Raw genomic sequence first — 24,508 nt, forward strand, 5'->3', positions numbered from 1 at the left:
TGAGTCCGGCACTGTGCGCCTTAGTTCGACGTCGACGTGGTGGGGGTGGGCAGGAGTTCCTGGGCGAGGTGGTACGTCACCACGGATCCGGCGGGCACCTTGCTGCCGGCGCCCGGTTCCGAACTGACGAAGGTCCCGGCCTGCTGCCCGGCGCTGCCGGGAACATCTGCTCCCTTGACCCAGCGCAGACCGGCGTTCTCGATGGCCTTCTGTGCTTGCGACTCGGAACCGCCAACCCCGATCGCGGGCACGGAGGATTCCTTGGCTGGTTCCGGGCCCTTGGAGTAAGTGACGGTGATGGTCTCGCCGGGGGCCACCGGACCGGACGGCTCGATGTTGGTGACCGTGCCCTCCGGCTTGTCACTGAACACCGGGTCACCCTTGACGGTCAGCCCCATGCCCACGAGCTGGCTGCGGACCGTGTTGTACGGCTGGCCCAAGTAGGCATCGGGGATCAGGTTGATGGTTTCTGGAGTGGACTGCGTGGGAGTCGGGCTCGCACTCGAGGCGGTGGGGCTGGCCGAGGTGGACGTCGGCGAGGCGCTGCGGCTGGTGGGCTTGGCGCTGGTGGACGTCGACGAGGACTCGGCCGGGCCGGACGGGGAAAAGATTCCGGCCTGCGTGAGCATGACACCTATAAGCGCGAACAGGACGAGCACGATAAGGGCGATGAGCGGCCACGTCCACGGGCTGCGGCCCTTGCGCTGCGGCTCGTCCACCGGTTCGTCGTAGCGGTCCTGCTCCTCTTCCTGGTCCCAGCTGCGCTGCGCGGCCAGGGCGTCGGCGCGTGAGAGAGTGCTGTGCGGACCGGTGGCTCCGGTAGCTGCCGCCCCTGCCGCGAGCCCGGCTGCCGCGCCGGCGCCGGCGGCGCCGACGACCGGAAGTGCGGAAGTCGTCGTCGTCGATTTGTCCTTTTCAGGGGATTCGATGACGCCGGTTGCGGCGGTGGGGATGTCCACCGGTGCGGTGATCGGCCCCGTGGCTGCCTCGAAGAGCAGCATTCCGGGGACGGCGGCATGCGCAGCGGCGATGTCACCGTTGCGGATGGCTTCCGCTGCCTCGGACAACTTGATGGCGTTGGCCGGGCGGTTCTTGGGGTCCTTGGCGAGCATGGACATCAGGAGGGCCCGTACCGGCGTCGGCAGCGTCTCGGGAAGGGGCGGCGGGGCGTCGTTCACCTGGGCAAGCGCGATGGCGATCTGCGATTCCCCGGAGAACGGACGATGACCGGTGAGGCACTCGTAGCCGATGACGCCGAGGGAGTAGATGTCCGAGGCGCCCGTGGCCGTCTGACCCGTGGCCTGTTCCGGTGCGAGGTACTGGGCTGTGCCCATGACCTGTCCGGTCTGGGTCAGCGGGACCTGGTCCGCCAGCCGGGCGATGCCGAAGTCGGTCACCTTGACGCGGCCGTCCGGTGTGATCAGCAGGTTGCCCGGCTTGATGTCGCGGTGTACCAGGCCCTGTGAGTGGGCCACGGACAGGGCGCGGGCGGTCTGGGCGATCATGGACAGGGTGCGGTCCGGGGACAGCACCTGTTCGCGCTCGATGATGCTGCTCAGCGGGTGGCCCGGGACCAGCTCCATAACCAGGTAGGCCGAGCCCTCTTCTTCGCCGTAGTCAAAGACATTGGCGATGCCGACGTGATTCAGCAGCGCCGTGTGGCGCGCCTCGGCACGGAAGCGCTGGAGGAACCCGGGATCGCCCGTGTACTCCTCTTTGAGCACCTTGATGGCGACGATCCTGCCAAGGATAAGATCCTTGGCTTTCCATACTTCTCCCATTCCGCCAATCGCAATACGCGTGGTCAGCTGGAATCTCCCGCCGAGGGTGATTCCCGATGTAGGCCTCACTTATTCAACACCGCCTCAAAAATCTTCTTCGCGTTCGGACTGGTTAGCTGTGCGCCGGTGGTGATGTCCACGCCCTGCATGACGATGGTCACCGACACCTGCGGGTCGTTGGCCGGGGCGAACCCCGTAAACCATGAGTTGTTCAAGCCGTCGGTTCCCAGCTCGGCAGTGCCGGTCTTGCCGGCCACCTGGACGCCGGGAACGGCCGCCCCGCGGCCGATGCCTTCACTGACCACACTGGTCATCCACTCGGTGATCTGCCGAGAAATCTCCGGGCTGGTGGACGTCCGGAGGACTTCGGGTTTCGGTTCGCTGATGATGCGCAGGTCCGGCGACCGCACGGTCTTGATCAGGTTCGGCTGCATCTGGACACCGCCGTTGGCGATGGCCGACGTCATCAGCGCGATCTGCAGCGGCGTGGCGCGAACGTCGCGCTGGCCGATGGCGGACTGGGCGAGCCCGGCCGCGTCCAGCTCCTCCGCAGGGAAGGCCTTCTTGGCGTAGTCCAGCTTCAGCTGGTCGCCGAGGTCCTCGCCGAAGCCGAACTTGGCGGCCTGATCGGCGATGGCTTCCTGTCCCAGGTCCCGGGCGATGTCTGCGAACGGAGTGTTGCACGACTGCTGCAGGGCGAAGGCGAAACTCGCGGTGTTCTGGGTGTAGCAGTTGCCGCCGGCGTAGTTCGGCAGCTTGTACTGGATGCCGGGGAAGCTCATCTCGGCGGGGTTGGGCAGGACGCTGTCCTTGTTGTACTTGCCTGAGCTGAGCGCCGCCGCCGTGTCGACGAGCTTGAAGACAGAGCCCGGCGCCAGGAGCGCGCCGGTGGGGCCGCTGACGTTCTGGTTCAGGTTGATTCCCGGGATTTTATTCAGCTCGTTGTAGTTGGCGGCTTCGGCCTCGGCGTCCTGCGTTGCGATCAGGTTCGGGTCGTAGGACGGTTTGGACACCATGGCCAGGATGTTGCCCGTTTTCGGGTCAGTCACCACAATGGAGCCCCGCTGGCCGTCCGGAATGGCGTCGTAGGCGAGCTTCTGCAGTGCCGGATCAATGGTGAGTTCAACCGAGGCGCCCTTGGGCTGGTTGCCGAGGAACAGCTGGCCGATGCGGTCCAGGAAGAGCTGGTCGGAGCTGCCGGCCAGCTGCTCGTTCAGCGCGCTTTCCAGGCCGGTGACACCGTAGTTCTTGGAGAAGTATCCCGTGATGCCGGCATACAGTTCGGGTTCCGTGTAGGTCCGCTGGAACTTGCAGCTTTCCGAGGCGGCGACGGACTGCGCAATGGGTTTCCCGCCGACGATGATGGCGCCGCGGTCGTTGCAGTAGTTCTGCAGGATGGCCCGCTTGTTCCAGGGGTTCGCCTGCAGTTCATCGGCACCCACCACCTGGACATAGCTGAGGGCGCCGAAGATCAGCGCGAACATGGCTACCGCGGCGATCCATGAATTCCGGATGGCGTGGTTCACAGTTGTTTCACCGCTTCAGTTGGCGCGTCGGGATGGGCGGAGGAAGGCTGGCGACCGGGCTGCTTGGCCGGACGCGGCGGGGAAGGCGGAACCGGCTTCTGCTCGCCGGGCTCGGCACCGTGCGGCATGGGCGTGGTGTCCACCGGGCCGCGTGCGGTGTGCGAAATCATCAGCAGCAGGCCAACGATGATCCAGTTAGCCAGCAGGGATGAGCCGCCGGCTGCCAGGAAGGGAGTGGTGAGCCCGGTCAGGGGGATCAGGCGCGTCACGCCACCGATCACCACGAAGCACTGCAGGGCGATGGCGAAGGACAGTCCGCAGGCCAGCAGCTTGCCGAAGGCGTCACGGGTGCCCAGGGCCGCCCGGAAACCGCGTGTGAACAGGAGCAGGTACATCAGCACGATGGCGAAGAGGCCGATCAGGCCAAGTTCTTCGCCGAACGAGGCGATGATCATGTCGCTGTTGGCAAACGGCACCAGGTTCGGTCGCCCCTGGCCAAGGCCTGTGCCCACGAGGCCGCCGTTGGCCATGCCGAACAGGCCCTCGACGATTTGCAGGCTGCCGCCGAACTGCCGTCCGTAAACCTCGTCCGTGAAGGCGTTGAGCCACCCGTCGATGCGAAGGCCCACGTGGGAGAAGACACGGGAGGCCACAAAGCCGCCGCCGAGCAGCAGTCCCACGCCAATGATCACCCAGCTGATCCGGCTCGTGGCCACGTAGATCATCACGATGAAAAGCCCGAAGAACAGCACCGAGGAGCCGAGGTCGCGCTGGAAGATCAGGACCCCGATGCTCACCAGCCACGCCGTGATCATGGGTCCCATGTCCTTGAAGCGCGGGAACTGGAGCGGCCCGATCTTGCGGCCCGCCAGCAGAATGAGGTCCCGGTTGGACGAAAGATACCCGGCGAAGAATATGGCCAGCGTGATCTTGGCAATCTCGCCCGGCTGGAAGGTCATCGGCCCGATCTTGATCCAGACGCTTGCGCCGAGGATCTCACCCGCGGAGATCCCCGGTACGAGTGGCAGAATCAGGAGCAGGGCACTCACGGCAAGGGAAATATAGGTGAACCGGCGCAGGATCCGGTGGTCCTTGAGGAACCAGATGACGGCGATGGCAACGCCCATTGCCATCAAGGTCCAGCGGAGCTGGTTGTTGCCGGTGTCCTCGCCCACCCGGTCCAGGCGGTGGATCATCGCCAGTCCCAGGCCGTTCAAGGCAACCACCAAGGGAAGTATTACCGGATCGGCATATTTTGCCCGGATCCTTAGCACCACATGGAAGACGAGGGCAGCCGCAGCGAGCAGGCTGGACTGGAACCAGAAGTCGGAGTCAAAGGCTTTCTGCTGGTCAACGCCGACAAGGGCGTTGGCGCCGATGCCCACGGCAAGCGCCAGGATCAGGAGTGCCAGTTCGGTATTCCGTCGTGGCTTTGGGGTGGCCTCAATCTGTGTCATTTGGCCTCCTCACAAGCGTTGGCGGACGGGCTGGGTGTGGCGGACTTCGAGGGTGTTCCGGGCGGTGCTGCGGTGCCGCTTGGTGCGGGCGCGGCGCCCGGCGCGGACGCTGTCGGCGTGGCCGTCGGGCTGGCGCATTCGTCCGCCGGCGATGTTGTGCCGGTCAGATCGAGGTTCTTGACGATCCGTTGTGCGTCGTAAAGGTCACGTGCAGGGACTGTCTGGCGGACCCGCTGCTGCGAGAACTCCGGAAGGTCGGACATGCGGATGTCCGTCACCGTCTCCAGCGTGGAGAGCTGGATTGGTCCCAGCCGCTGTGATACGCCGTTGAAAATGGCAACCCGCTGGTCGTATTCACCGATGTAGTAGCGCGTTTGAGTCCAGGCATACCCGAGCCACAAGCCGACGCTCAGGATGACCAGGAGTGCGGCGGCCGTTGCGATCGTGACCCAGCGGCGCGGCTTGGCGGGCGGCTTGTATTCGTCAGTTTCCTCGCGGCCCTGATCCGACTTGTGGGTGAGGACGGTAGCGGCGCGGCGTGCGACAGTCCGGCCGGCGATGGTTGGAATCGACCCGGACTCTGCGGCGGCAGCGGCGGCTCCGACAAGTTCATGCGGACGCGTGGAGAGCTCCTCGCGGAGGACAGCGGCCGACAGGTGCTCGCCCAAATGCGGGTCCGTGGTGGTGGTGGGTTCACCAGGTTTTGAGGGGGGCTTCGTGCCGGCGTCATCTTTGGCGGCAGCGGCCGTATCCCCGGCAACCGCGGTGTCCCCGGTGCCAGCCGGCCCGACGGCCGCGGCAGCTTCGACGGCCGCGGTGCCGTCCGCCTCGGCGGAGTCTCCGGCGGGCTTGGGCTTCGAATCGTCTGACGAAGCTGCCGGGGTCTTGGCCAGGGCGGCGGGCTTTGTCTCGTCGGTACTGCTAGCCAGCGGCTGGACGATTTCAACCGCGGCAGTGCGGACGTCGTCGGGAGTCTGTTCGGCGATTTCGAGCATGACAACAGTGACGTTGTCCGGTGCGCCGGCCTCGAGGGTGAGGTCCACGAGGGTTTCGACGCATTCGCGCAGATCCTTGGTTTCGCGAACCGTGCGTTCCACGACGTGTCCCGCAACATAGTTCAGCCCGTCGGAGCAGAGCAGCCATCGTTCGCCGGGTTCGACGTCGAGGGTTGCGAGGTCGAGTTCGGGGCTGGCATCAACATCGCCCAGGACCCGCATCAGGACGTTCTTGTGCGGATGGGTTTCCGCTTCCTCGGGCCGCAGCCTGCCTTCGTCGATGAGCCGCTGGACAAACGTGTGGTCGACGCTGATCTGCTTGAATTCGCCGTTGCGGAGCCGGTAGGCCCGGGAGTCGCCGATATGCGCGAAGTGCAGTTTTCCTTCGGCGAGGAGAAGGGCCGTCACAGTGGTTCCCATGCCGGCAAGCTTCGGATTGATGTGCACGAGTTCAGACAGGAGGGAATTGGCGGTCTGGATCTCGTCCGCCAGGACGGTCCCGGCGTCGCCGTCGTAATGACCGTGGTCCAGGTGGAGCATGTCCAGGACGGTGGCCGCGGAGGCCACGTCACCCCCGGCGTGTCCGCCCATGCCGTCCGCCACGATGGCCAGGTGCCGGCCGACGTAGGCGGAGTCATCGTTTTTGGCGCGGATGCGTCCCACGTCCGAGCGGGCGGCGTAGCGCATGATGAGCGGCCGCGTCGGGGCGGGGCCCTTGTCGGCGGGAGTTTCCGGGACGGCCACGGCTATGGCCTCAATTCGATGACCGTCTTGCCGATTCTCACGGGGACACCGAGCTCCACCGGGAGGGCGCGGGTGAGCTGCTGATTGGCCAGGTACGTGCCGTTGGTCGAGCCTAGATCCTCGATGAACCAGCGGCTGCCCTGCGGGAAGAGCCGGGCGTGCCGGCCCGAGGCATAATCGTCCTCAAGGACCAGCGTGGCCTCCTGCGCGCGGCCCAGGAGGATGGGACTTTCCGCCAGAGGAATGGTGTGTCCCCTAAGCGGGCCTTCCGTCACAACCAGTTGGCGGGCCTGCTGTTTCGCGGGCGGCGGTGCCGTTTCTGCCAGTTCGGGGTGCTTGCGTACCTGGCGGGCAGTGGGAGCGCCCATGGCCGCCTTCCTGCCGATCATCAGGTCCCGTCGCATGGCGGACACGATGCTGAAGATAAGGACCCACAGCAGCAGGAGGAATCCGAACCGCAGGGCCGTAATGGTCAGTTCGCTCACGGGCGGCCACCGGAGTTGGCGGGCAAAAGGCGGAAGATGATTTTGGTCCGTCCCATCGTGATGGTGGAGCCGTCAGTAAGGTCGACGCTGCCGACAACCTTGTGTCCGTTGACGTAGCTGCCGTTGGTGGATCCCAGGTCTACGGCTTCTGTTGTGCCGTTTGTGGTGCGGATTTCGAGGTGGCGCCGTGAAACCCCGGTGTCATCCACCAGGATGTCAGCCTCCGATGACCGGCCCAAAACGATGGAGGCGGCATTCAGCGAATAGCGCTGGCCGTCGATGTCCAGGACCGGCTGAAGGCGAACCGGCTGGCGGCTCGGCGCGGCGGGCACGTTGTTCCGTGGCATCGGCGGGGCCACGGCGGAACCGGAGGCGTTCTCTGTTTTCGAATCAATTTCGAAGTCACCGGCGCGGATTGCCTCGTCGCGCCGGAAGGAAATGCGGACCGAGCCGCGGAGCGTGTAGCCCTGGCTTCTGACGTGGTTGATTACTACGTCGCAGAGTTCCTCGGCCAGGGGAGTGCCCCATTCCTGCGCCCGCTTGAAGTCATCCTCGCTGAGGCGGACGTCAAACACGTTGGGGGCAAGTGTTCGTCCAGCGGCGACGGTGATGGCTTTGTGGTCAACTTCCCGGCGGAGCCGGCTGGCGATTTCCACAGGCTCAACCTGGGCCTTCGAACCGGTGGAGAAGACACCGCGGACGGCCTTTTCGATGCCGCGCTCGACTTTGTCCAGCATTCCCATGGCACCTCTCCTCTCCCTACGGCTGCGCGGCAGCACACGATTCGGAACTCAGTTCACAACATTGCCGGGAGTGCGCCGGGGACGGGCACTCCTACATCTGATACTACTGGCCGGGGCTGTGAATGACCTTAATGCACAACGCCGGGGCGCGGAGATTAGTTCATGAGGGGCTGAGCCGCCGAGGGCCTTTCGTCGTCTCCGCACAGGCGTATCCACGTGCCTGACCTGCACGATTTTTCTGCCATGCCGGGTCCCGGGAAGGCCGATTGGTGTTTTCCCGTGGTTGTCCGTTATGCTTGATCTCGCTGCTTTTACGAGGTTGGCAGTCCGGAAAACGGGCTCCTTTTCGAGTGAAAGAAGTTGCGCGCGAGTGGCGGAACGGCAGACGCGCTGGCTTCAGGTGCCAGTGTCCGAAAGGGCGTGGGGGTTCAAATCCCCCCTCGCGCACGCAAATGAAGGGCCCCGGTCTTAGGACCGGGGCTCTTTGCTTTAAGTCGAGGCTTTAGGTGCCGGCGTCGAGCTCCTGGAACAGGGTGAGCTGAAGTCCCGCCGGCCCGTCCAGCCTGGAGTTCAGGGACCGCCACGGGGTTTCCCTGGGTTCGGCAATGAGTGTGGCCCCCGCTTCGACGAGCCTTCGGGTTGCGCCCTCTGCATCATCAACTTCCAGGGCGACGCGGAGCCGTGCGCTGGGCCGGCCTTCCGCCTCGACGCTGTCAATCAGCCGGACCTGGGCGGGGTTTGAGAGCTCGAGCGTGGCCCGGCCTGCATCGAGGATGCTCACGCGGGCACCGCCGTCGCCTTGGAACGCTGCTTCTTCCGGCATCCCGAGAACGTCCCGGTAGAACGCGACGGCGGCGTCGTAGTCCTCAGCCTCCACCACGAGCCGTAGCTGCCGCACGGTGGGTTGTTCGCTGTTTCCGGTTGTCATGTTCGTACCGTACGCCGGAACCGGGTGCAGCCGCCATGGCTAAATGACAGTTAACTTCGCTGAAACGGCTCAAGCAGATTCCTGAAACAACCGTTCCATAGTGTCGGTGCCAGACGGCCCCCGGGGGCCGCTTTCACATGTGACCGCCTGCCGATTTGGAGTAGAAGAATGACGGCTTTCAGTTCGGACAAAGGACCACTGCGCCCATCGCGGCGGATGGTGCTGGCAGGATTTTCGTCGGCGGCGCTGGTGGCGCTGACCGGCTGCGCAGCCGAATCGGGCGCCACGGCTCCGGCCGCTTCAGGCACGGCTTCCGGGGCGGCCGCCGAGTTCGGCACGCTTGAGGTCCAGCTTTCGTGGCTGAAGAATGCGGAATTCGCCGGCGAGTACTTTGCCGACAGCAAGGGCTATTACAAGGAGGCGGGCTTTAGCGCCGTCAACCTGATAGCCGGTGGCCCGGGAGGGGCCTCGGCGGAGACCATGGTCCTGTCCGGCAAGGCCTTCGTGGGCACCTCCTCGCCCGTGGGTGTTGCTCCTGTGGTCCTCAACGAGGGTGCGCCGCTGAAGATCATTGGCTCCACCTACCAGAAGAACCCGTTCACCATCGTTTCGCTGGCGGCCAACTCCATCACCGCCCCGGAAGACCTCATCGGCAAGAAGATCGGCGTCCAGGCCGGCGTCAATGAAACGTTGTTCGATGCCCTGCTGGAGGTCAACAAGATCGATGCATCAAAGGTCACCAAGGTGCCAGTGCAGTACGATCCGCAGCCGCTGCTGAACGGCGACGTCGAGGGCTTCTTTGCGTACCTGACCAACGAGGTGCTCACCCTTGAGCTGGGCGGGCACAAGACGGCGGTCCTGCCGTTCGCGGACAACGGCCTTCCCTTCATTGCCGAGAGCTTCGTGGTCACGGAGGAATCCATCAAGGACAAGCGGCCGGAGCTGAAGGCGTTCCTCGTGGCCACCATCAAGGGCTGGAAGGATGCCCTGTCCGATCCGGCGGAGTCGGCACGGCTCGCGGTCGAGGTCTACGGCAAGGAGCTGGGCCTGACCATGGCCAAGGAAAAGGGCCAGGCGGAAGCCCAGAACACCAAGCTCATTGCCACGCCCGAGACGGACAGCAACGGCCTGTTCACGGTTTCCAAGGAACTGATGGACAAGAACATCGAGATCCTCAAGCTCGCCGGTTATGACACCACCGCGGACGCGATCTTCGACCTGAGCCTCCTCGATGAGGTCTACGCCGAAAACCCCGACCTTAAGTAGGACGCATGACTGACGTGAGCACGGAAGCCGTCGCAGCAGGGCTGCTCTCCGGGACAGGCATATCGCTCAGCAACCTGGGCAAGAGTTTCCGGATGGGCCGGATGAGCGTGGTGGCACTGGAGGATGCCAACCTGATGACGTCCAAGGGGACGTTCCTCTCCCTGCTGGGACCCTCCGGCTGCGGCAAGTCCACCATCCTGAGGATTCTTGCCGGCCTGGAAACCCCCACCACCGGGCAAGTGACGGTGGACGGCCACACGCCGGCCGAGCTGCGGACGCGGCATGAACTGGGGATCGCCTTCCAGGATCCGGCGTTGCTGCCCTGGCGGAGCGTGGTGTCCAACATCCGGCTGCCTTTCGAGGTGGCAGGCCTCCCTGTTGACCACGCGATGGTGGAGGATCTGGTGGAGCTGATCGGCCTGAAGGGCTTCGAAAAGGCAAAGCCGGCCCAGCTGTCCGGCGGCATGCGGCAGCGGGTGTCCATCGCCCGGGCCCTGGCGCTCAAGCCGTCGGTGCTGCTGCTGGATGAGCCCTTCGGCGCACTGGACGACATGACCCGCCAGCGGCTGAACCTGGAGCTCCTTAGGATCTGGACGGAGAAGCCCGCCACGACCCTGATGGTCACCCACGGCATCGCCGAGGCCATGTTCCTCTCCGACGTGGTGGCTGTGATGAGCGCCCGGCCGGGACGGATCAAGGAAATCATCACCGTGGACCTGCCCCGCCCCCGGACTCCGGAGATGATGCGCACGCCGGAATTCCATGCCCTGTGTGACCGGGCGTCGGAGCTCCTGTTCGGCGACGCCGGCGCACGCCTTGAGGAAGTGGAGTCACCGTGACGCGGCCTTTCCTGTTAAGTAAGAGGGGGGTGAGTACGACGGCGGCCCGGCCGCTGCCGCCATGGGCCGCGGCCGGGATCGGCGTGGCGGCCACCGTTGCTCTCTGGTGGCTGGTCGCCGCGACGGTTCTTTCCGGGGTGGGCGCCAGTGCGGACGGTTCCGGCGGTGCCGTGCCGACGCCGCCGGAAGTCCTGGGGCAACTGGCGAGCGACGGCGTCGGGTTTTACTGGCCCAACCTTGTAGTGACCATGTCGGAGGCGTCCGCAGGGTACCTGTGGGGGAACGCCGCGGCGCTGCTGCTGTCCGCGAGTGTCCTGGTGCTTCCGTCCTTGGAACGTCTGGTCACCCAGCTGGCGGTGATCAGCTATTGCCTGCCCATCGTGGCCATCGGGCCGCTGGCCTTCATCGTCATCGGTTCGCCCGCACGCGGGGAGTCGTCCGGCACGGCCGTCCTCTTGGCGGGCATCTCGGTCTTTTTCACCACCGTGGTGGGCGCGCTGGCGGCGCTGAAGAGCGCGGACCGGGCCAGCCTGGACCTCGTGGCGGTCTACGGCGGGGGCCGGCTCAAGCAGTTGGTGAAGGTCCAGCTCATTTCCGCACTGCCGGGAATCCTGAACGCGCTGAAGATCGCCGTCCCGGCCGCCGTCCTGGGAGCCGTGCTGGGCGAATACGTGGGCGGCGTGGACCGGGGGATCGGCCCGGCGCTGGTCAATGCGCAGCAGAACCTCGAGATCGCCAGGGCGTGGGGTGTTGCCCTGGTGGCGGGCCTTGTTGCCGGGGCCGGCTATGGAGTGTTCGCGCTGCTGGCAAGGTTCGTGACCCCGTGGTCCTCCGGGCGCCAGGGGGCATCATGAGGCCGGCAACGGCGGCCGGCGTGGCCGCACTGAAAGGCGCGGGCCGCGCGGGTGTGGGCCTGCTGGTTTCCCTGGCCGTGGTGCTGCTGCTGTGGGTTGCGCTGCTCAAGGTCTTCAACATCTCGCCGTTTGTCGGCAAGGGCCCACTGGACGTGTTCAACTTCCTGTTCGCTGTCCCGGCCGCGGAAACCAACCGGCAGGCCGTCCTGCAGAACCTCGGCCAGACCATGGTGGACGCGTTCTTCGGGTTCACCGCGGGAATGGTGGGCGCCGTGATGATTGCCGGTGTGTTCGTCCTGTTCCGCGGTGTGGAGAACGCCCTGATGCCGGTCGCCATGCTGCTGCGCTCCGTTCCGCTCGTGGCGCTGGCACCCATCATTATCCTGATCTTCGGCCGGCAGGAACCGGCGGTCGCGGCCATCGGCGGGATCGTGGTGCTGTTCCCCGCCCTGGTCACGATTGTGTTCGGGCTGCGCTCGGCCTCCCCGGCCATGCTCGAAGTCATCGACGTCTATGGCGGATCACGCTGGACCGCCCTGCTGAAGGTCGCCCTGCCGTCGTCCCTGCCTGCCTTCTTCACCGCGGTGAAGGTCTCCATTCCGGGGGCGATTACCGGCGCGCTGCTGGCAGAGTGGCTCGCCACGGGCAAGGGAATCGGCTACGCCATCATCTCTGCCGTGTCCCGGGCCAGGAACAACGAGGTGTGGGCGTCGGTGGTGGTGATCACCCTGGTGTCGATCATCCTCTACACCGTGGTGGCGCTGCTTGAGGAAACCATGCTGCGGAGGTCCGGGAGGTTGCCGTCAGCGTCCGGGTAGCGGGATTCCCCGCCCCGCGGTCTTTTCCCCTTGGCGTTGCCGGGGGATGCGACCATGGGGCGGGGATTAGCTGCGAGGGGGATACCTAGCGGGTTGCGGCAGGCTGGCGGGTTACGGTCGCGGCACCGTCAGCGGGCACGACGGCGGGCGGTTCCGCCGTCGTCGTCCGTTCCTTGAGGAAGTACACCAGACCGGCCGCGAGGGTGGACGCCGCCGCCAGGGCGAACAGTCCCGGGACCACGCTTCCGGTCTGTTCCTTGATGATGCCGAAGCCGAACGGGGCCACGAAGCCGCCCAGGTTGCCGAGCGAGTTGATGACGGCGATGGCCGGTGCAAGGACCAGGGGGTGCAGTCCTGACTGGGGGATGGTCCAGAACAGGGGCGACGCGCTCTTGAAACCCATCGCGGCCACAGCCAGGAACACCAACGCCAGTACCGGAGTGGCGACGGCTGCCGCGAACGTTCCCACAGCGGCCACGAGCAGGGCAACCACCAGCAGCGGACGCTTGGATGTGGCCTTGTCCTGCCACTTGGCTGCGAAGTACATGGCGACGACGGCGCAGACCCAGGGAATGGCGGACAGGAAGCCGACGCTCAGGTCCGTGGTGCCGGGGATCTGCTTGACGATGCTGGGCAGCCAGAAGGTGTTGGCGTAGATGGACAGTTGCACTGAGAAGTAGATGCCGCACAGCAGGAGGATCTGCGGGTTCAGCAGCATCTTCCAGCGGTTGACCTTATTACCCTGTTCGCCGCCTTTGCCCGTGGCAGGGTTGTGCCGGGCATCCTCGCTGGCGATGGCGCCGATGAGCGCAGCCTTTTCCTTGAGGGTCAGCCATTTGGCGTCCTCGATCCTGGCGTCCAAAAGGAAGTACACGGTGATGCCAACGACGACGGAGAGCAGTCCTTCGAAACCAAAGAGCCACTGCCAGCCGCGGAATCCCAGCGCACCCTGGAGGCTGAGCAGCATTCCTGCGATGGGTCCCGAAAGAGCGGCGGCAACCGAGGAACCGGCGATGAAAATGGCGGTGGCCTTGCCCCGCTGGCCGGCCGGTACCCAGCGGGCGAAATAGAAGATGACGGCGGGGAAGAACCCGGCCTCAGCCGCTCCCAGCAGGAAGCGCAGCACATAGAACATCATTTCGTTCTGCACGAACGCCATCAGGAAGGAAACGATGCCCCAGCTGACCATGATCCTGGTGAGCCAGACCCTGGCGCCGAACTTCTCCATCATCACGTTGCTGGGCAGTTCAAAGATCGCGTAGGCGATGAAGAACAGGCCAGCCCCGAAACCGTAGGCGGCGGCACCGATGCCGACATCCGCTTCCAGGTGCTCGTGGGCGTAGCCGATGTTCGAACGGTTCAGCTGGTTGCAGACGAGCATGACCAGCATGATGGGCAGGACGCGCCGGAAGAACTTCTTGGTGGCGGACGCCAGATCCGTGACAGCGATGTCGACAGACTGCATGGGAAAAATCCTCTGTATCGGTGAAAAATCTTGCGGTGCGGGGGACCGGGAGGCCAGCCCTTTGTGGTCCTCGCCACAGCTTTCCCTAGACTTTATTCACCTGCAGCGATGCACGTCCAACACGCTTTTTGCATTGCGTGATACCTATGGCGCACTGCGGGTCGCCCCGGTGCTCACGAACGCGGTCCGACCTCGGCTTTAACCGCCGTGACCGGGCAGCCGGCCTCAAGGATGACGCGCTGGGCAGTGCTGCCGAGGAACAGTTTCCCCACCGGGGAGCGCCGCCGGACTCCTATCACTATCAGTTCAATATCCTCCTCGTAGGAGGCGTCGATCATGACGTCCGCTGCGTCGCTGCCCTCGTTAGGGCGGAGTGTAGCTTGGACGCCCGCTGCGGCCGCGGCAGCAATGGCTTCGCGGATGTCCCCCTCCGCCTCGGCCGATGCGTCGCCCGCAACAGGGCCCATGATCTGCAGCGCGGTCTTTCGCAGTGCAGCCTCCCCGATGGCGGCACTCAGGGCGGCGCGGCCCTCCTGTCCGGCCACGTATCCCACTGCGACGCTCATGCCTGCACCGCCGTCAGGACCGAAGCGGACTCAGCGAACTGCCGCAGGTTCGCGAGCGTAAGTTCTGCCATTGCGGCCCTCGTTTCGTGGGTTCCGCTCCCCAGATGGGGCAGCAGGACTACATTGTCCAGGGCGAGGAGGTCTTCCGGGACCTTTGGCTCCTCCGCAAAGACGTCCAGGCCGGCCCCGGCCAGCCGCCCGGCCAGCAGGGCAGCCACAAGGGCGTCCTCATCCACCACGCTTCCCCGGGCGATGTTGATCAGGTAGCCCTCCGGCCCGATCGCGTCGATGACGGCGGCGTCCACGAGTTTGGCCGAGCCTGACCCGCCGGCGGCGGCGACAATCAGGACGTCGCAACCGGCGGCGAGTTCGCGCGGTGAGGCCTTGTACGCGTAGCTGACCCCGTCCACCGGATTGCGGCTGTGGTAACTGATGTTGCAGTCGAAGCCTTCCAGGCGCCGGGCGATGACCCGTCCAATCCGGCCGAGCCCCAGGATGCCCACTCTCTTGCCGCTGGCCTTGGTGGCGAGTGGGAAGTTGCCCTTGCTGAGCCAGTCACCACGGCGGACGAAGCGGTCCGCGGCGCTCACCCGACGCAGGACGTCCAGGTACAGGGCGATTGCGGTGTCCGCCACGCAGTCGTTGAGGACGTCGGGGGTGTTGCTGACCGTGATGCCGCGCCGGGCGGCCTGGGCAACGTCCGTGGTGTCATAGCCGACACCGAAGTTGATGACCGCGCGCAGGCTGGGAAGTGCGCGCATCAGGTCGGGGCCGACGCCGAACTTGCCCGAGGTCACGGCGACCTCGAAGGATCCGCCGTGGAGATGCAGGAATTCTTCCCGCTCGGGGGTTGAGTCGGGGAGGCGCACGGCGTCGTACTCGCTCCGGATGGCTTCTTGAACGGCTGGCATGAGTGGCCCTACCTGCAGGACGGCGGTGTTCTTCATATCTGCACCCTAGGTTTCGGATCCATACGCGTCCAACATGTAAATGGCATTGTTCGATGCCGTAAGTGAATCGATTGAGGTACTCCGGCGTAACCGCGCGGATTTCCGGGATAGTGGTGCCCGTCACAGGGCGTCGGTGGCTGGAACCGGCCCCGGCGCGCGCCACCGGCGGCCGGTAAAAACCTTGTGGAGCCTGTGGACCTCAACTAGCTTGAGTCCAGCGCGGCCCGAACTACCTGATCTTGTTGCCCGGTTCCACTGGTGCACGAGCCCACCCCTGCCGCAAACACCCAATTCGGAGGAATCCAATGACGTCTTCTTCAAAGTCCCCATTTCCCGCCGCCTTGCTCAAATGGCCGGCCCTGGCGTCCGTCGCGGTGCTCGGTCTGAGCGGCTGTTCGGTGGCCAATTCCGACGCCGGCGCCGCCTCCTCGAACACGGTGCGCGTGGTTCTCGGCCAGGAACCGCCCACACTGGAAGCCTGTGAGTCCAACCTGACCTCCACCGGTGTAGTGGTGCGCTCTAACGTCACCGAACCGCTGATTGAACGCAACCCGACCAGCGGCGAACTCGAGCCCAAGCTCGCCACTGAATGGAAGGCCACTACGGATACTGAGTGGACCCTTAAGCTGCGCGAAGGCGTGACTTTCCAGGACGGCACGCCGTTCAATGCCGAAGCCGCCGCCTTCACCATCGAAAGGGCAGTCAACTCCAAGCTCGGCTGCAACGTGGAAGGCTACGTCTTCGGCGACGCGGACCTCGCAGTGAAGGCCGTGGATGCCACCACCCTGACCGTCACCACTCCCGAACCTGATCCCATCCTGCCGCTGCGCCTTTCGTTCCTCGAGGTGGTGCCGACGTCCACAAGTACCACGGCGAAGGTCCGTGAGCCGATCGGCACGGGTCCCTACAAGATCGAGAAGTGGGACGCCGGCCAGAAGATCACTTTGTCCAGCTGGGACGGGTATTGGGGGGACAAGCCCGCTTACGCCAAGGCGGAGTACCAGTGGCGTTCCGAGAGCTCAGTGCGCGCTGCCATGATCACCAGCGGCGAGGCAGATGTTGCCATGGGACTGAGCCCGGACGACAACATCGGCGACCTTGGCGTCGACTACCCCAACAACGAGACCGTGGCATTGCGGCTCGATGCCAATGAAGCGCCGCTCAACGACCTCCGTGTCCGCCAGGCAGTCAACTACGCCCTCGACAAGGAGGGAATCGTCAACTCGCTCTACCAGGGCAAGCACCAGGTGGCTGCCCAGTTGGTTCCCGAAGGCATCGTGGGGCACAACGCGGCGCTGAAGGCCTGGCCGTTCGACCTGGACAAGGCGAAGTCCCTCGTTGCCGACGCCAAGGCCGACGGCGTAGATACGTCCGCGCAGATCTCGCTGGTAGTCCGGAGCGCGCAGTTCCCGAAGATCACTGAGCTCGCTCAGGTCCTCCAGGAGCAGCTGAGCCAGGCCGGCCTGAACGTCAAGCTCAAGATGCTCGAAACCAGCCAGCACCTGACCTACCAGGTCCGTCCCTTCTCCGATGATGAAGGCGCGGTGGCCCTGATGACCCAGCACGGCAACCAGGCCGGCGATGCAGCCTTCACCGTGGACCAGTACATGCTGTCCACCGGAGCCCAGAGCTACTTCGGCACCCCCGAGTTCGACGCCATGATCAAGAAGGCGGATGCGGCCTCCGGCGACGAGCGGAAGAAGGACTTTGAGGACATCTTCGCGTACCAGAACGACAAAGTGGTCCAGTTTGCCCACATCTCGCACCAGACCGGCATCATCGGCAAGGCCAAGTCCGTGAAGTACACGCCCAATTCGTCCAGTGGCGACGAGTTGCGTGTTTCGGAAATGACGCCGGCAAACTAGCCCGGACCCCGGAGATAAGGACAGCCATGCTGAGCTACTTGAGAAAGCGGATTGTCTCCAGCGCTCTGCCGCTGGTGGTGGTGATCGTTGGTGTGTTCGCGCTGGCCAGGATGACGGGAAACCCTGCCAGCCTGTACCTGCCGCTGAACGCCACCCAGCAGATGCGCGACGACTTCACCGCACGCAATGGACTGGACCAGCCGCTGCTGGTACAGATGGCCGACTACTTCGGCGGAGTGCTCCGGCTCGACTTCGGACAGTCACTCCGCACGGGGCAGGATGCCGCGGCCATGGCACTGCGCGCCTTCCCGGCCACCCTGCAGCTGGCCGCCACCACCATGGTGCTGGCTGTCCTGCTGGCGCTGGTGGTCGGGTGCTGGGCTGCGCTGAAGCCGAATGGCATCGCGGACCGCATCTCAAGTTTCGTCTCCATGGCTGCAGCCTCGATACCGGATTTCTGGCTGGCAATCGTGGGCATCTGGGTCTTCGCCATCACCCTGGGCTGGCTCCCGACATCCGGTGTGTCGGGGGCCGGCGCCTGGGTATTGCCCATCGCCACGTTGCTCCTGCGGCCGTTCGGCGTGCTGGTCCAGATTGTCCGCGGCTCCATGGTCTCCGCCCTCTCGGAGCCCTACATCAAACTGGCCCGCAGCCGCGGAGCAGGCGAACTCCGGGTGGTCACGCACCACGCGCTGCGCAACGCGGCCGCCCCCGCACTGACGGTGGCCGGCGACCTGACCGTGGGCCTCGTGAACGGCGCCGTGGTGGTGGAGACCATCTTCGGCTGGCCGGGCATTGGAAAGCTCATGATCGATTCGATCCTGCAACGGGACTTCGCCGTCCTGCAGGCAGCCGTCCTGCTCACCGCCGTCGCGATTTTTGCCCTGAACATCCTTATCGACATGGGCTACGCGCTGCTGGACGCGCGCGTCCGGCCCGTCACGGTTAGGGCCTAGGAGTAGCCATGAAGAGTTCACTGACTGAGGGCGCGGCGCCGGAGAAGCTGCCGGCGGCCCGCGAACTCCAGAACGAAAAGAAGGACGAAAAGCAGGTGGGACAGCTGAGTCTTTTCCGCCTCCTGCTCAAGGACCGCTTTGCCACCGTCTCTGCGCTGATCCTGATCGTTATCGGCCTGACCGCCCTGGTTGGCCCTGCGCTGATGGGCGATCTGGCCACCAAACAGAACCTGCTGTTCGCCAACAAGGCACCATTCACGCTGGCGCACGGCTGGGAATACTTCCTGGGCAGCGACTCGCTGGGCCGCAGCATGCTGGCCCGGCTGGTCGTGGCGAGCCGGACCACCCTGTCCGTCGCCTTGCCCGCGGTGGCCGTGGCCCTGGTCGTTGGCTCCCTGTGGGGCGTCTGGGCCGGCTACCACCGGGGCTGGCGGGAGAACGTGTCCATGCGCATTGCCGACGTGATCATGAGCTTCCCGTCCCTGCTGCTCGCCGTCGTCGTGCTTTACGTTTTTAGCCCCAGTGCGGCGAACATCGTGCTTATCCTGGCACTCACCCGCATCCCGATCTACCTGCGCACCGCGCGCGCCGAATCGGCGGAACTCCAGAGCCGGACATTTGTCGACGCCGCCCGGACCTTTGGTGCCAAACCCAATGCGATCATCCTCCGGCACGTCATCCCCGTGGTGCTGCCGACGCTCCTGACGCTGGCCACCCTCGAGTTCTGCTACGTCATGCTCGCCGAGTCCTCCCTGAGCTTCCTGGGCATCGGCATCCAGCCGCCGGACGTCAGCTGGGGCCTGATGGTCTCCCAGGGCCGGCAGTACCTGCAGACCGCCTGGTGGCTCTCGATCTTCCCCGGCGTTGCCATCGTGGTCACAACCATCGCCGCCAACGTCCTCGCCGCCTGGCTGCGGATCGCCACCGATCCGGCCCAGCGATGGCGCCTGGCACTTCCCCGCAAGCGGCTGATCGCCCGTATCCCAGCCAAGGAGGCACAGCCGTGAAAACAGCCGCCCAGCAAGCCCCCATCCAGCGCACCGGCGAGGCTGCCCGCGCTGCCACAGGCCAGACCAAGGCGCACGACGTCGTCCTGCAGGTCCGTGACCTTGCCGTGGACATCCGCACCCACCGCGGCACCGTGCGCGCCGTCAACAGCGTGGCTTTCGAAGCCCGTGCCGGGGAGACACTGGCGTTGCTCGGGGAATCAGGGTGCGGAAAGTCCATGACAGCAAAGGCACTCGCCGGGATCATGGACCCCGTCTGCGACCTCGCCGACGGCGAGATCGTCCTCAACGGCATCGATCTCGCCGCACTCAGCGCCAAGGAACGGCTCAAGTTTGCCGGGCCCGAGCTGGGCATCGTCTTCCAGGACGCGCTGACTGCCCTGAACCCCGTCTATACGGTGGGGACGCAACTGGGCGAAGCCTTCCGCATCCACCGCGGGCTCAGCGCCAAGGAAGCCCGGGTTGAAGCGATTGACCTGATGAAACGCGTCGGCATTCCCGAGCCGGAATCCCGGATCATTTCCTACCCGCACCAGTTCTCAGGCGGCATGCGCCAGCGCATCCTCATCGCCATGGCCGTGGCCCTCAACCCGCGCCTGCTGATCGCCGATGAACCCACCACGGCACTGGACGTCACGGTCCAGGCGCAGATCATGCAGCTTCTGCGGAAGCTCCGTGAGGAGGGCCAGATGGCGGTCATCCTCATTACGCACGACCTGGCCGTGGTGGCCGAGGAAGCCGATGCCGTGGCCGTGATGTACGCCGGCAACGTGGTGGAGAGCGGACCGGTCTCCGAAGTTTTCGCAGACCCGCGCCATCCCTACACCAAAGGGCTGCTGGAATCGGTGCCCGTCCACCTGGAGCGGGGCGCCAAGCTCAAGTCCATTGCCGGCAGCCCGCCGGAGCTCCACGACATCCCGTCCGGCTGCGTCTACCAGTCCCGCTGCCCGCTGGTGCAGGACATCTGCCGGGCCGAACGTCCCGTGCTCCGCCCGGTAGCCGGAGCCCGCCCGGTAGGCGAAGCCCGCCCGGCAGCCGGAGCGGCGGGCACCGGCGGCACCCCCGTGAACATCCCTTCCGGCGTCCAGCCGCGGCCTGCCCGCACGGCCGCCTGCCACTTCAGCGAGGAGATCAGCAATGTCTGAGCCGCTTCTGACAATCGAGGGCCTGACCAAGACGTTCCACGTGGCCAGGAGCGCCAGCGGCAACACCCGGCTCAAGGCCCTGGACGGGATCAGCCTGACCGTGGGCCGGGGTGAGACCCTGGGACTGGTGGGCGAGTCCGGCTGCGGCAAGTCCACCCTGGCGCGGACCCTGATGATGCTGGAAACACCGGATGAAGGGACCGTGACCTTCGAAGGAACCAACCCCTTCGGGCTCCGCGGGAAGGAACTGCTGAGCTGGCGGCGGCGCGTGCAGATGGTCTTCCAGGACCCGTTTGCCTCCCTGAACGCCCGGATGAACGCCGGCGACATCATCGCCGAACCGTGGGCCACCCACCGCGGCCTCTACCCGACGTCCCGGGAGCGCCAGGCAAGGGTAAGTGAACTGCTGCACATGGTGGGGCTGCGTCCCTCCGATGCCCGCAAGTCGCCGCAGGAATTCTCCGGCGGCCAGCGCCAGCGCATCGGGATCGCCCGGGCCCTGGCCCTGAACCCGGACGTCATCATCCTCGACGAGCCCGTCTCGGCCCTGGACCTTTCCGTGCAGGCGCAGGTCCTGAACCTGCTCAATGAGCTCCAGCAGGAACTCGGTGTTTCCTACATCTTCATCTCGCACGACCTGACCGTGGTCCGCCACGTGGCGGACAGGGTGGCTGTGATGTACCTCGGACGAATCATCGAGACCGGGGCCACCGAGGAAGTCTTTGACCATCCCCGGCACCCCTACACGGCGGCCCTGATGTCGGCGTCCCCGAAACTGGACGTCAGCGGAACCAGACGGGACAGGATTGTCCTTCAAGGTGAGCTGCCCTCTCCGCTGGATCCGCCGTCGGGCTGCCGCTTCCGGACGCGCTGCTGGAAGGCGCAGGATATCTGCGCCGAAGTATCACCGGAACCGCAGGTCCTGGCAGCCCCTGACGGCACGCGGCACGTGGCGGAATGCCATTTCCCGCTCGATTCCCTCAAGGGCCTGACCGGCGCCGCGGCAACTGCCACTGCTACCTCCGCTGTGCCCGTCCAGTGACGGGCCCCGAGTGACTGGTGCCGAATATGCCGTCATAGCCGGGGTGATCTTCCTGGCAGCCTGCCTGCAAGCCTCCAGCGGCTTCGGCATGGGCATGCTGGCAGCGCCGGTGATCGCGATGGTGGATCCTGCGCTGCTTCCCGCCACCCTGATCCTCCTGGCTCTGCTCGTCACCCTCATGGTCACCGTGCGGGAGCGGCAAAGCCTGGACCTCCGAGGCACGGGCTGGGCCCTGGTGGGCCGGATTCCCGGGAGCTTCCTGGGCGCGTGGCTGGTGACGGCACTGTCCCGCGAAGGCCTGGCGTGGGTGGTGGTGGCGGTGGTGCTGGCCGGTTTGGTGCTGGCGGGCCGCGGCTGGGCTCCCCGGCCGGTCCGCGCCAACCTGATCGCTGCCGGCGCGGCCTCCGGCATCATGGGTACCGCCACGTCCATCGGGGGACCGCCCATGGCCCTGGTGTGGCACGGGCACGACGGCCCCCGGCTGCGCGGCACCATGAGCGCCTTCTTTATGGTGGGCTCATCCATTTCCATGGCAATGCTGTGGCTGGCAGGAGCTGTTACCACGGACATGCTTTCACTGGCGCTTTGGATGGTTCCTGCGGCCGTTGGCGGCTACGCGGCATCCCGGTTCGTGAACCGCTTCCTCAATGCCGCACGCCTGAAGGCCCTGGCCCTGGGTGCGTCAGCGCTGGGAAGCGCCCTGCTGATCGTGCAGCTGGTCCTGGCGGCTACGTAGCCGGAACGGGCCGCGGCACCAGGTTCACGAGCTCCCCGCCCTGTGCAAGCAGCCGGATGTTGGCGGCGATGTCTCCCGCGCGGCGTTCAAAGGTGGTGCGTGCATGGCCGGAATGGTGCGGGGTCAGCACCGTGTTCTGCAGGGATGCGAAGGGCAGTTCAGCAGGCGGAACCACACCGTCCGCGGGCGATCCCCACCAGACGTCGAGGCCGGCTCCGGCGATCCGCCGCTCCTTCAGGGCCGCGTACAGTGCCGCCTGATCCACCACCGGCCCGCGTGCCACGTTAATAAGGAACGCTGACGGTTTCATGGCGGACAGTTCCGCCGCCCCGATCATCCCTTCCGTGCCGGGATCCAGCGGCACGGTCACCACCACGACGTCGGACGCCGCCAGGAGTTCGTGGAGCTCATTATTTCCGCCTACCCGGTCGAGGCTGACCCCCTGCGGCAGGGCGGCCGCAGGATTGCGCCGCACAGCGCGGACTTTCATGCCCAGCGATCCGGCCATGCGGGCGACCTCGGCGCCGATGGATCCCAGGCCCACCAGGCCCAGGGTCAGGTCGGCGAGGACGGGATGGAACGGCACGTCGTCGGCCGTTGCGATGGTCCGCCACTGCCCCTGGCGGACCTCCCGGTCGGCTGCCGCAACATTGCGGGAAAGCATCAGGGTGACCATCAGGACGTGCTCGGCGATGGGCCGTGCGTGGTGGAAGGTGTTGGCCACCAGAGCCGACGGCGCCAGGTGCGGGAAGGAAATCTTGTCGTAGCCTGCACCCGTGACGTGGACCAGGCGCACGCGGCCGGCAGCCTCCGCTTCCACGGGGCCCAGGGAGGAGCAAACCACGACGTCGGCGCCCGCCAGTGCGTCCAGCCGGCGTTCCGGAGTCCAAGCCGCAGCCATGTCCCACTGGTGAGTGCCGCCGTCGGACCTTAACCGGTCCTCGAAGCGGCTGATAATGGGATCGGTGACCACGATCTTCAGTGATTCCAGGCGGTCCGGAGCCTGCTCCCCGGTGGTTACCACCGGGGGCCCTGAAGCTCGTAGGACGGGTGGAGCCGCTGCATGTAGCCGGTGTCGTCCCGGCTGGTGATCCCGCAGTCCAAGTACTGGCGGTGCAGGCGTTCCAGGGCGTCACGGTCCACCTCGACGCCGAGGCCGGGCCCGGTGGGGACCTGGACGGCGCCGTCCTTGAACGTGAACACACCGCCGGCAATGACATCCTCCGGCGGGTCCTTCCACGGCCAGTGCGTGTCGCAGGCGTAGTCGAGGTTGGGGGTTGCCGCTGCCAAATGGACCATGGCGGCGAGGCTGATGCCAAGGTGGGAGTTGGAGTGCATGGACAGCCCCAAGCCGAACGTCTCGGTGATGCCGGCCAGGAACTGGGTCCGGCGGAGGCCGCCCCAGAAGTGGTGGTCCGAGAGGATGACGTCCACGGCGCCGGCCGCCACGGCAGGGGCCACGTCCGCGAAGCTGACCACGCACATGTTCGTGGCCAGGGGCATGCCGACCTCTCGGCGGACGGCCGCCATGCCGTCAATGCCTGGTGTGGGGTCCTCAAGGTACTCCAGGACGCCGTGCAATTCCTTGCCCACGCGGATGGAGGTCTCCACTGTCCAGGCGCCGTTGGGATCGATGCGGAGGGGGAGGCCGGGGAATTCGGCGCGGAGGGCGTGGATGGCCGCGATCTCTTCTTCCGGCGGGAACACGCCGGCCTTCAGTTTGAGTGCGCTGAAGCCGTAGCGGTCCACCATGGTCCGGGCCTGCTGCACGATCCCGGCAGGGTCCAGGGCGGCACCCCAGGCGTCGTCCTCCTGGCCCGGGTGGCCCGCCCACTTGTAGAACAGGTACCCGCTGAACTGCACGGAGCCACGGACGGCGCCGCCCAGGAGGTCGCTGACCGGGCGGCCGAGGAGTTTGCCCTGGATATCCAGGGCGGCGACATCGAACGCGGACAGCACGCGGTCGGCTGTGCTCGAACCGGTGACCATGCCGCTCATGCCGTGGCCGCCTTGGATGGTGTCCTGCTGCAGCGCCTGGGCGATCCGGCTGCGCAGCACGTTGATGTTGAAGATGTCCGTCCCGGGAACGGCCGCAGCCGCGAGCCGGAGCCGGGCAATGTGGCCGGCATCGCCGTAGGTTTCACCGAAGCCCGATACGCCGGCATCCGTCTGGACCTCCACGATGGCCCGCAGCGCGAACGGTTCGTGAACGCCCACGGTGTTCAGGAGCGGCGGGTCCTTGAAGGCCACCGGCGTGATGGAGACGCCGGTAATCCTGGCCTGGTTCATGTACTGGGCGGGATCGTATGCCTGGTCCACAGCGCTGTGCTCCTTGGGTTG

The 24,508-nt window shown here is 65.9% G+C and carries 22 protein-coding genes and 1 tRNA gene; 11 read left to right on the plus strand and 12 right to left on the minus strand.

Features of this window, described 5'->3' with window-relative positions; all coding sequences use genetic code 11:
- Nucleotides 1-20: 20 nt before the first annotated feature.
- From ACSQ1X_RS00135 to ACSQ1X_RS00160, 6 genes are read right to left on the minus strand one after another with little or no spacing between them, the layout of a single operon-like run.
- Nucleotides 21-1,850: a protein kinase domain-containing protein gene (locus tag ACSQ1X_RS00135; protein WP_436056204.1), complete on the minus strand. Its 1,830-nt coding sequence runs from the start codon at nt 1,848-1,850 to the stop codon at nt 21-23.
- Entirely contained in the window at nt 1,847-3,307 is a 1,461-nt protein-coding gene (locus ACSQ1X_RS00140) for a peptidoglycan D,D-transpeptidase FtsI family protein (protein WP_436056205.1), read from the minus strand. Before ACSQ1X_RS00140 ends, ACSQ1X_RS00135 begins: the two co-directional genes overlap by 4 nt.
- Nucleotides 3,304-4,764, minus strand: a complete 1,461-nt coding sequence (locus ACSQ1X_RS00145; protein WP_055797447.1) for an FtsW/RodA/SpoVE family cell cycle protein — start codon at nt 4,762-4,764, stop codon at nt 3,304-3,306. The genes ACSQ1X_RS00140 and ACSQ1X_RS00145 overlap by 4 nt, the downstream gene beginning before the upstream one ends.
- Nucleotides 4,761-6,503: a PP2C family protein-serine/threonine phosphatase gene (locus ACSQ1X_RS00150; protein ID WP_436056206.1), complete on the minus strand. Its 1,743-nt coding sequence runs from the start codon at nt 6,501-6,503 to the stop codon at nt 4,761-4,763. Before ACSQ1X_RS00150 ends, ACSQ1X_RS00145 begins: the two co-directional genes overlap by 4 nt.
- A 2-nt stretch (nt 6,504-6,505) precedes the next feature.
- The gene (locus ACSQ1X_RS00155) at nt 6,506-6,988 is read right to left on the minus strand and encodes an FHA domain-containing protein FhaB/FipA (RefSeq protein WP_055797451.1); all 483 of its coding nucleotides are present in this window, start codon (nt 6,986-6,988) and stop codon (nt 6,506-6,508) included.
- On the minus strand, nt 6,985-7,731 hold the full coding sequence (locus ACSQ1X_RS00160) for an FhaA domain-containing protein (RefSeq protein ID WP_055797452.1): 747 nt from the start codon (nt 7,729-7,731) through the stop codon (nt 6,985-6,987). Before ACSQ1X_RS00160 ends, ACSQ1X_RS00155 begins: the two co-directional genes overlap by 4 nt.
- A 364-nt stretch (nt 7,732-8,095) precedes the next feature.
- On the opposite strand from ACSQ1X_RS00160, the gene ACSQ1X_RS00165 reads away from it, so the two are divergent.
- Nucleotides 8,096-8,178: transfer RNA gene (locus ACSQ1X_RS00165), tRNA-Leu, on the plus strand.
- A 55-nt stretch (nt 8,179-8,233) separates the two neighbouring features.
- On the opposite strand, the gene ACSQ1X_RS00170 is transcribed toward ACSQ1X_RS00165, so the two are convergent.
- Nucleotides 8,234-8,659 carry a VOC family protein gene (locus ACSQ1X_RS00170; RefSeq protein WP_436056207.1) on the minus strand — a complete coding sequence of 142 codons (426 nt, stop codon included), beginning with the start codon at nt 8,657-8,659 and terminating at the stop codon, nt 8,234-8,236.
- A gap of 168 nt (nt 8,660-8,827) precedes the next feature.
- On the opposite strand from ACSQ1X_RS00170, the gene ACSQ1X_RS00175 reads away from it, so the two are divergent.
- The 4 genes from ACSQ1X_RS00175 to ACSQ1X_RS00190 are packed head-to-tail and all read left to right on the plus strand — an operon-like array spanning nt 8,828 to nt 12,436.
- Entirely contained in the window at nt 8,828-9,925 is a 1,098-nt protein-coding gene (locus tag ACSQ1X_RS00175) for an ABC transporter substrate-binding protein (protein WP_436056208.1), read from the plus strand.
- Nucleotides 9,926-9,930: 5 nt separating this feature from the next.
- The gene (locus tag ACSQ1X_RS00180) at nt 9,931-10,764 is read left to right on the plus strand and encodes an ABC transporter ATP-binding protein (RefSeq protein ID WP_436056209.1); all 834 of its coding nucleotides are present in this window, start codon (nt 9,931-9,933) and stop codon (nt 10,762-10,764) included.
- 29 nt (nt 10,765-10,793) lie between these two features.
- Nucleotides 10,794-11,618, plus strand: a complete 825-nt coding sequence (locus ACSQ1X_RS00185; protein ID WP_436056210.1) for an ABC transporter permease — start codon at nt 10,794-10,796, stop codon at nt 11,616-11,618.
- The gene (locus ACSQ1X_RS00190) at nt 11,615-12,436 is read left to right on the plus strand and encodes an ABC transporter permease (protein ID WP_436056211.1); all 822 of its coding nucleotides are present in this window, start codon (nt 11,615-11,617) and stop codon (nt 12,434-12,436) included. The genes ACSQ1X_RS00185 and ACSQ1X_RS00190 overlap by 4 nt, the downstream gene beginning before the upstream one ends.
- Nucleotides 12,437-12,521: 85 nt before the next feature.
- Here ACSQ1X_RS00190 and ACSQ1X_RS00195 read toward each other — a convergent pair whose 3' ends face one another.
- From ACSQ1X_RS00195 to ACSQ1X_RS00205, 3 genes are all read right to left on the minus strand, one after another.
- Nucleotides 12,522-13,901 carry an MFS transporter gene (locus ACSQ1X_RS00195; protein ID WP_436056212.1) on the minus strand — a complete coding sequence of 460 codons (1,380 nt, stop codon included), beginning with the start codon at nt 13,899-13,901 and terminating at the stop codon, nt 12,522-12,524.
- A 173-nt stretch (nt 13,902-14,074) separates the two neighbouring features.
- Nucleotides 14,075-14,467, minus strand: coding sequence for a universal stress protein (locus tag ACSQ1X_RS00200; protein WP_436056213.1), 393 nt, complete (start codon nt 14,465-14,467; stop codon nt 14,075-14,077).
- Nucleotides 14,464-15,414 (minus strand): 2-hydroxyacid dehydrogenase, encoded by a 951-nt coding sequence (locus ACSQ1X_RS00205; protein ID WP_436056214.1) that lies wholly within the window; start codon nt 15,412-15,414, stop codon nt 14,464-14,466. The genes ACSQ1X_RS00200 and ACSQ1X_RS00205 overlap by 4 nt, the downstream gene beginning before the upstream one ends.
- A 308-nt stretch (nt 15,415-15,722) precedes the next feature.
- Between ACSQ1X_RS00205 and ACSQ1X_RS00210 the strand changes: the two genes are divergently transcribed.
- The 6 genes from ACSQ1X_RS00210 to ACSQ1X_RS00235 are packed head-to-tail and all read left to right on the plus strand — an operon-like array spanning nt 15,723 to nt 22,168.
- A complete protein-coding gene (locus tag ACSQ1X_RS00210) occupies nt 15,723-17,282 on the plus strand; it encodes an ABC transporter substrate-binding protein (RefSeq protein WP_055797471.1) in 1,560 nt (519 codons plus the stop codon).
- A gap of 26 nt (nt 17,283-17,308) precedes the next feature.
- Nucleotides 17,309-18,238 (plus strand): ABC transporter permease, encoded by a 930-nt coding sequence (locus ACSQ1X_RS00215; RefSeq protein ID WP_436056215.1) that lies wholly within the window; start codon nt 17,309-17,311, stop codon nt 18,236-18,238.
- 8 nt (nt 18,239-18,246) lie between these two features.
- Complete coding sequence (locus ACSQ1X_RS00220; RefSeq protein ID WP_436056216.1) at nt 18,247-19,245, plus strand: ABC transporter permease; 999 nt, start codon at nt 18,247-18,249, stop codon at nt 19,243-19,245.
- A complete protein-coding gene (locus tag ACSQ1X_RS00225; RefSeq protein WP_436056217.1) occupies nt 19,242-20,390 on the plus strand; it encodes an ABC transporter ATP-binding protein in 1,149 nt (382 codons plus the stop codon). Before ACSQ1X_RS00220 ends, ACSQ1X_RS00225 begins: the two co-directional genes overlap by 4 nt.
- Complete coding sequence (locus ACSQ1X_RS00230; RefSeq protein WP_055797474.1) at nt 20,383-21,432, plus strand: ABC transporter ATP-binding protein; 1,050 nt, start codon at nt 20,383-20,385, stop codon at nt 21,430-21,432. Before ACSQ1X_RS00225 ends, ACSQ1X_RS00230 begins: the two co-directional genes overlap by 8 nt.
- Nucleotides 21,433-21,442: 10 nt before the next feature.
- Nucleotides 21,443-22,168: a sulfite exporter TauE/SafE family protein gene (locus tag ACSQ1X_RS00235; RefSeq protein ID WP_436056218.1), complete on the plus strand. Its 726-nt coding sequence runs from the start codon at nt 21,443-21,445 to the stop codon at nt 22,166-22,168.
- Here the strand turns inward: ACSQ1X_RS00235 and ACSQ1X_RS00240 are convergent.
- The gene (locus tag ACSQ1X_RS00240; RefSeq protein WP_436056219.1) at nt 22,161-23,192 is read right to left on the minus strand and encodes a 2-hydroxyacid dehydrogenase; all 1,032 of its coding nucleotides are present in this window, start codon (nt 23,190-23,192) and stop codon (nt 22,161-22,163) included. The genes ACSQ1X_RS00235 and ACSQ1X_RS00240 overlap by 8 nt on opposite strands.
- Nucleotides 23,186-24,487, minus strand: coding sequence for a glucarate dehydratase family protein (locus ACSQ1X_RS00245; protein WP_436056220.1), 1,302 nt, complete (start codon nt 24,485-24,487; stop codon nt 23,186-23,188). Before ACSQ1X_RS00245 ends, ACSQ1X_RS00240 begins: the two co-directional genes overlap by 7 nt.
- Nucleotides 24,488-24,508: the final 21 nt, after the last annotated feature.

Source organism: Arthrobacter sp. LjRoot78 (assembly GCF_964254335.1).
Lineage (GTDB): Bacteria > Actinomycetota > Actinomycetes > Actinomycetales > Micrococcaceae > Arthrobacter.

Coding starts and splice junctions, on each gene's coding strand:
- ACSQ1X_RS00205 (WP_436056214.1), bottom strand. CDS start 15,414: ATGAAGAACACCGCCGTCCTGCAGGTAGGGCCACTCATGCCAGCCGTT.
- ACSQ1X_RS00220 (WP_436056216.1), top strand. CDS start 18,247: ATGAAGAGTTCACTGACTGAGGGCGCGGCGCCGGAGAAGCTGCCGGCG.
- ACSQ1X_RS00180 (WP_436056209.1), top strand. CDS start 9,931: ATGACTGACGTGAGCACGGAAGCCGTCGCAGCAGGGCTGCTCTCCGGG.
- ACSQ1X_RS00145 (WP_055797447.1), bottom strand. CDS start 4,764: ATGACACAGATTGAGGCCACCCCAAAGCCACGACGGAATACCGAACTG.
- ACSQ1X_RS00170 (WP_436056207.1), bottom strand. CDS start 8,659: ATGACAACCGGAAACAGCGAACAACCCACCGTGCGGCAGCTACGGCTC.
- ACSQ1X_RS00200 (WP_436056213.1), bottom strand. CDS start 14,467: ATGAGCGTCGCAGTGGGATACGTGGCCGGACAGGAGGGCCGCGCCGCC.
- ACSQ1X_RS00230 (WP_055797474.1), top strand. CDS start 20,383: ATGTCTGAGCCGCTTCTGACAATCGAGGGCCTGACCAAGACGTTCCAC.
- ACSQ1X_RS00215 (WP_436056215.1), top strand. CDS start 17,309: ATGCTGAGCTACTTGAGAAAGCGGATTGTCTCCAGCGCTCTGCCGCTG.
- ACSQ1X_RS00195 (WP_436056212.1), bottom strand. CDS start 13,901: ATGCAGTCTGTCGACATCGCTGTCACGGATCTGGCGTCCGCCACCAAG.
- ACSQ1X_RS00190 (WP_436056211.1), top strand. CDS start 11,615: ATGAGGCCGGCAACGGCGGCCGGCGTGGCCGCACTGAAAGGCGCGGGC.
- ACSQ1X_RS00175 (WP_436056208.1), top strand. CDS start 8,828: ATGACGGCTTTCAGTTCGGACAAAGGACCACTGCGCCCATCGCGGCGG.
- ACSQ1X_RS00210 (WP_055797471.1), top strand. CDS start 15,723: ATGACGTCTTCTTCAAAGTCCCCATTTCCCGCCGCCTTGCTCAAATGG.
- ACSQ1X_RS00160 (WP_055797452.1), bottom strand. CDS start 7,731: ATGGGAATGCTGGACAAAGTCGAGCGCGGCATCGAAAAGGCCGTCCGC.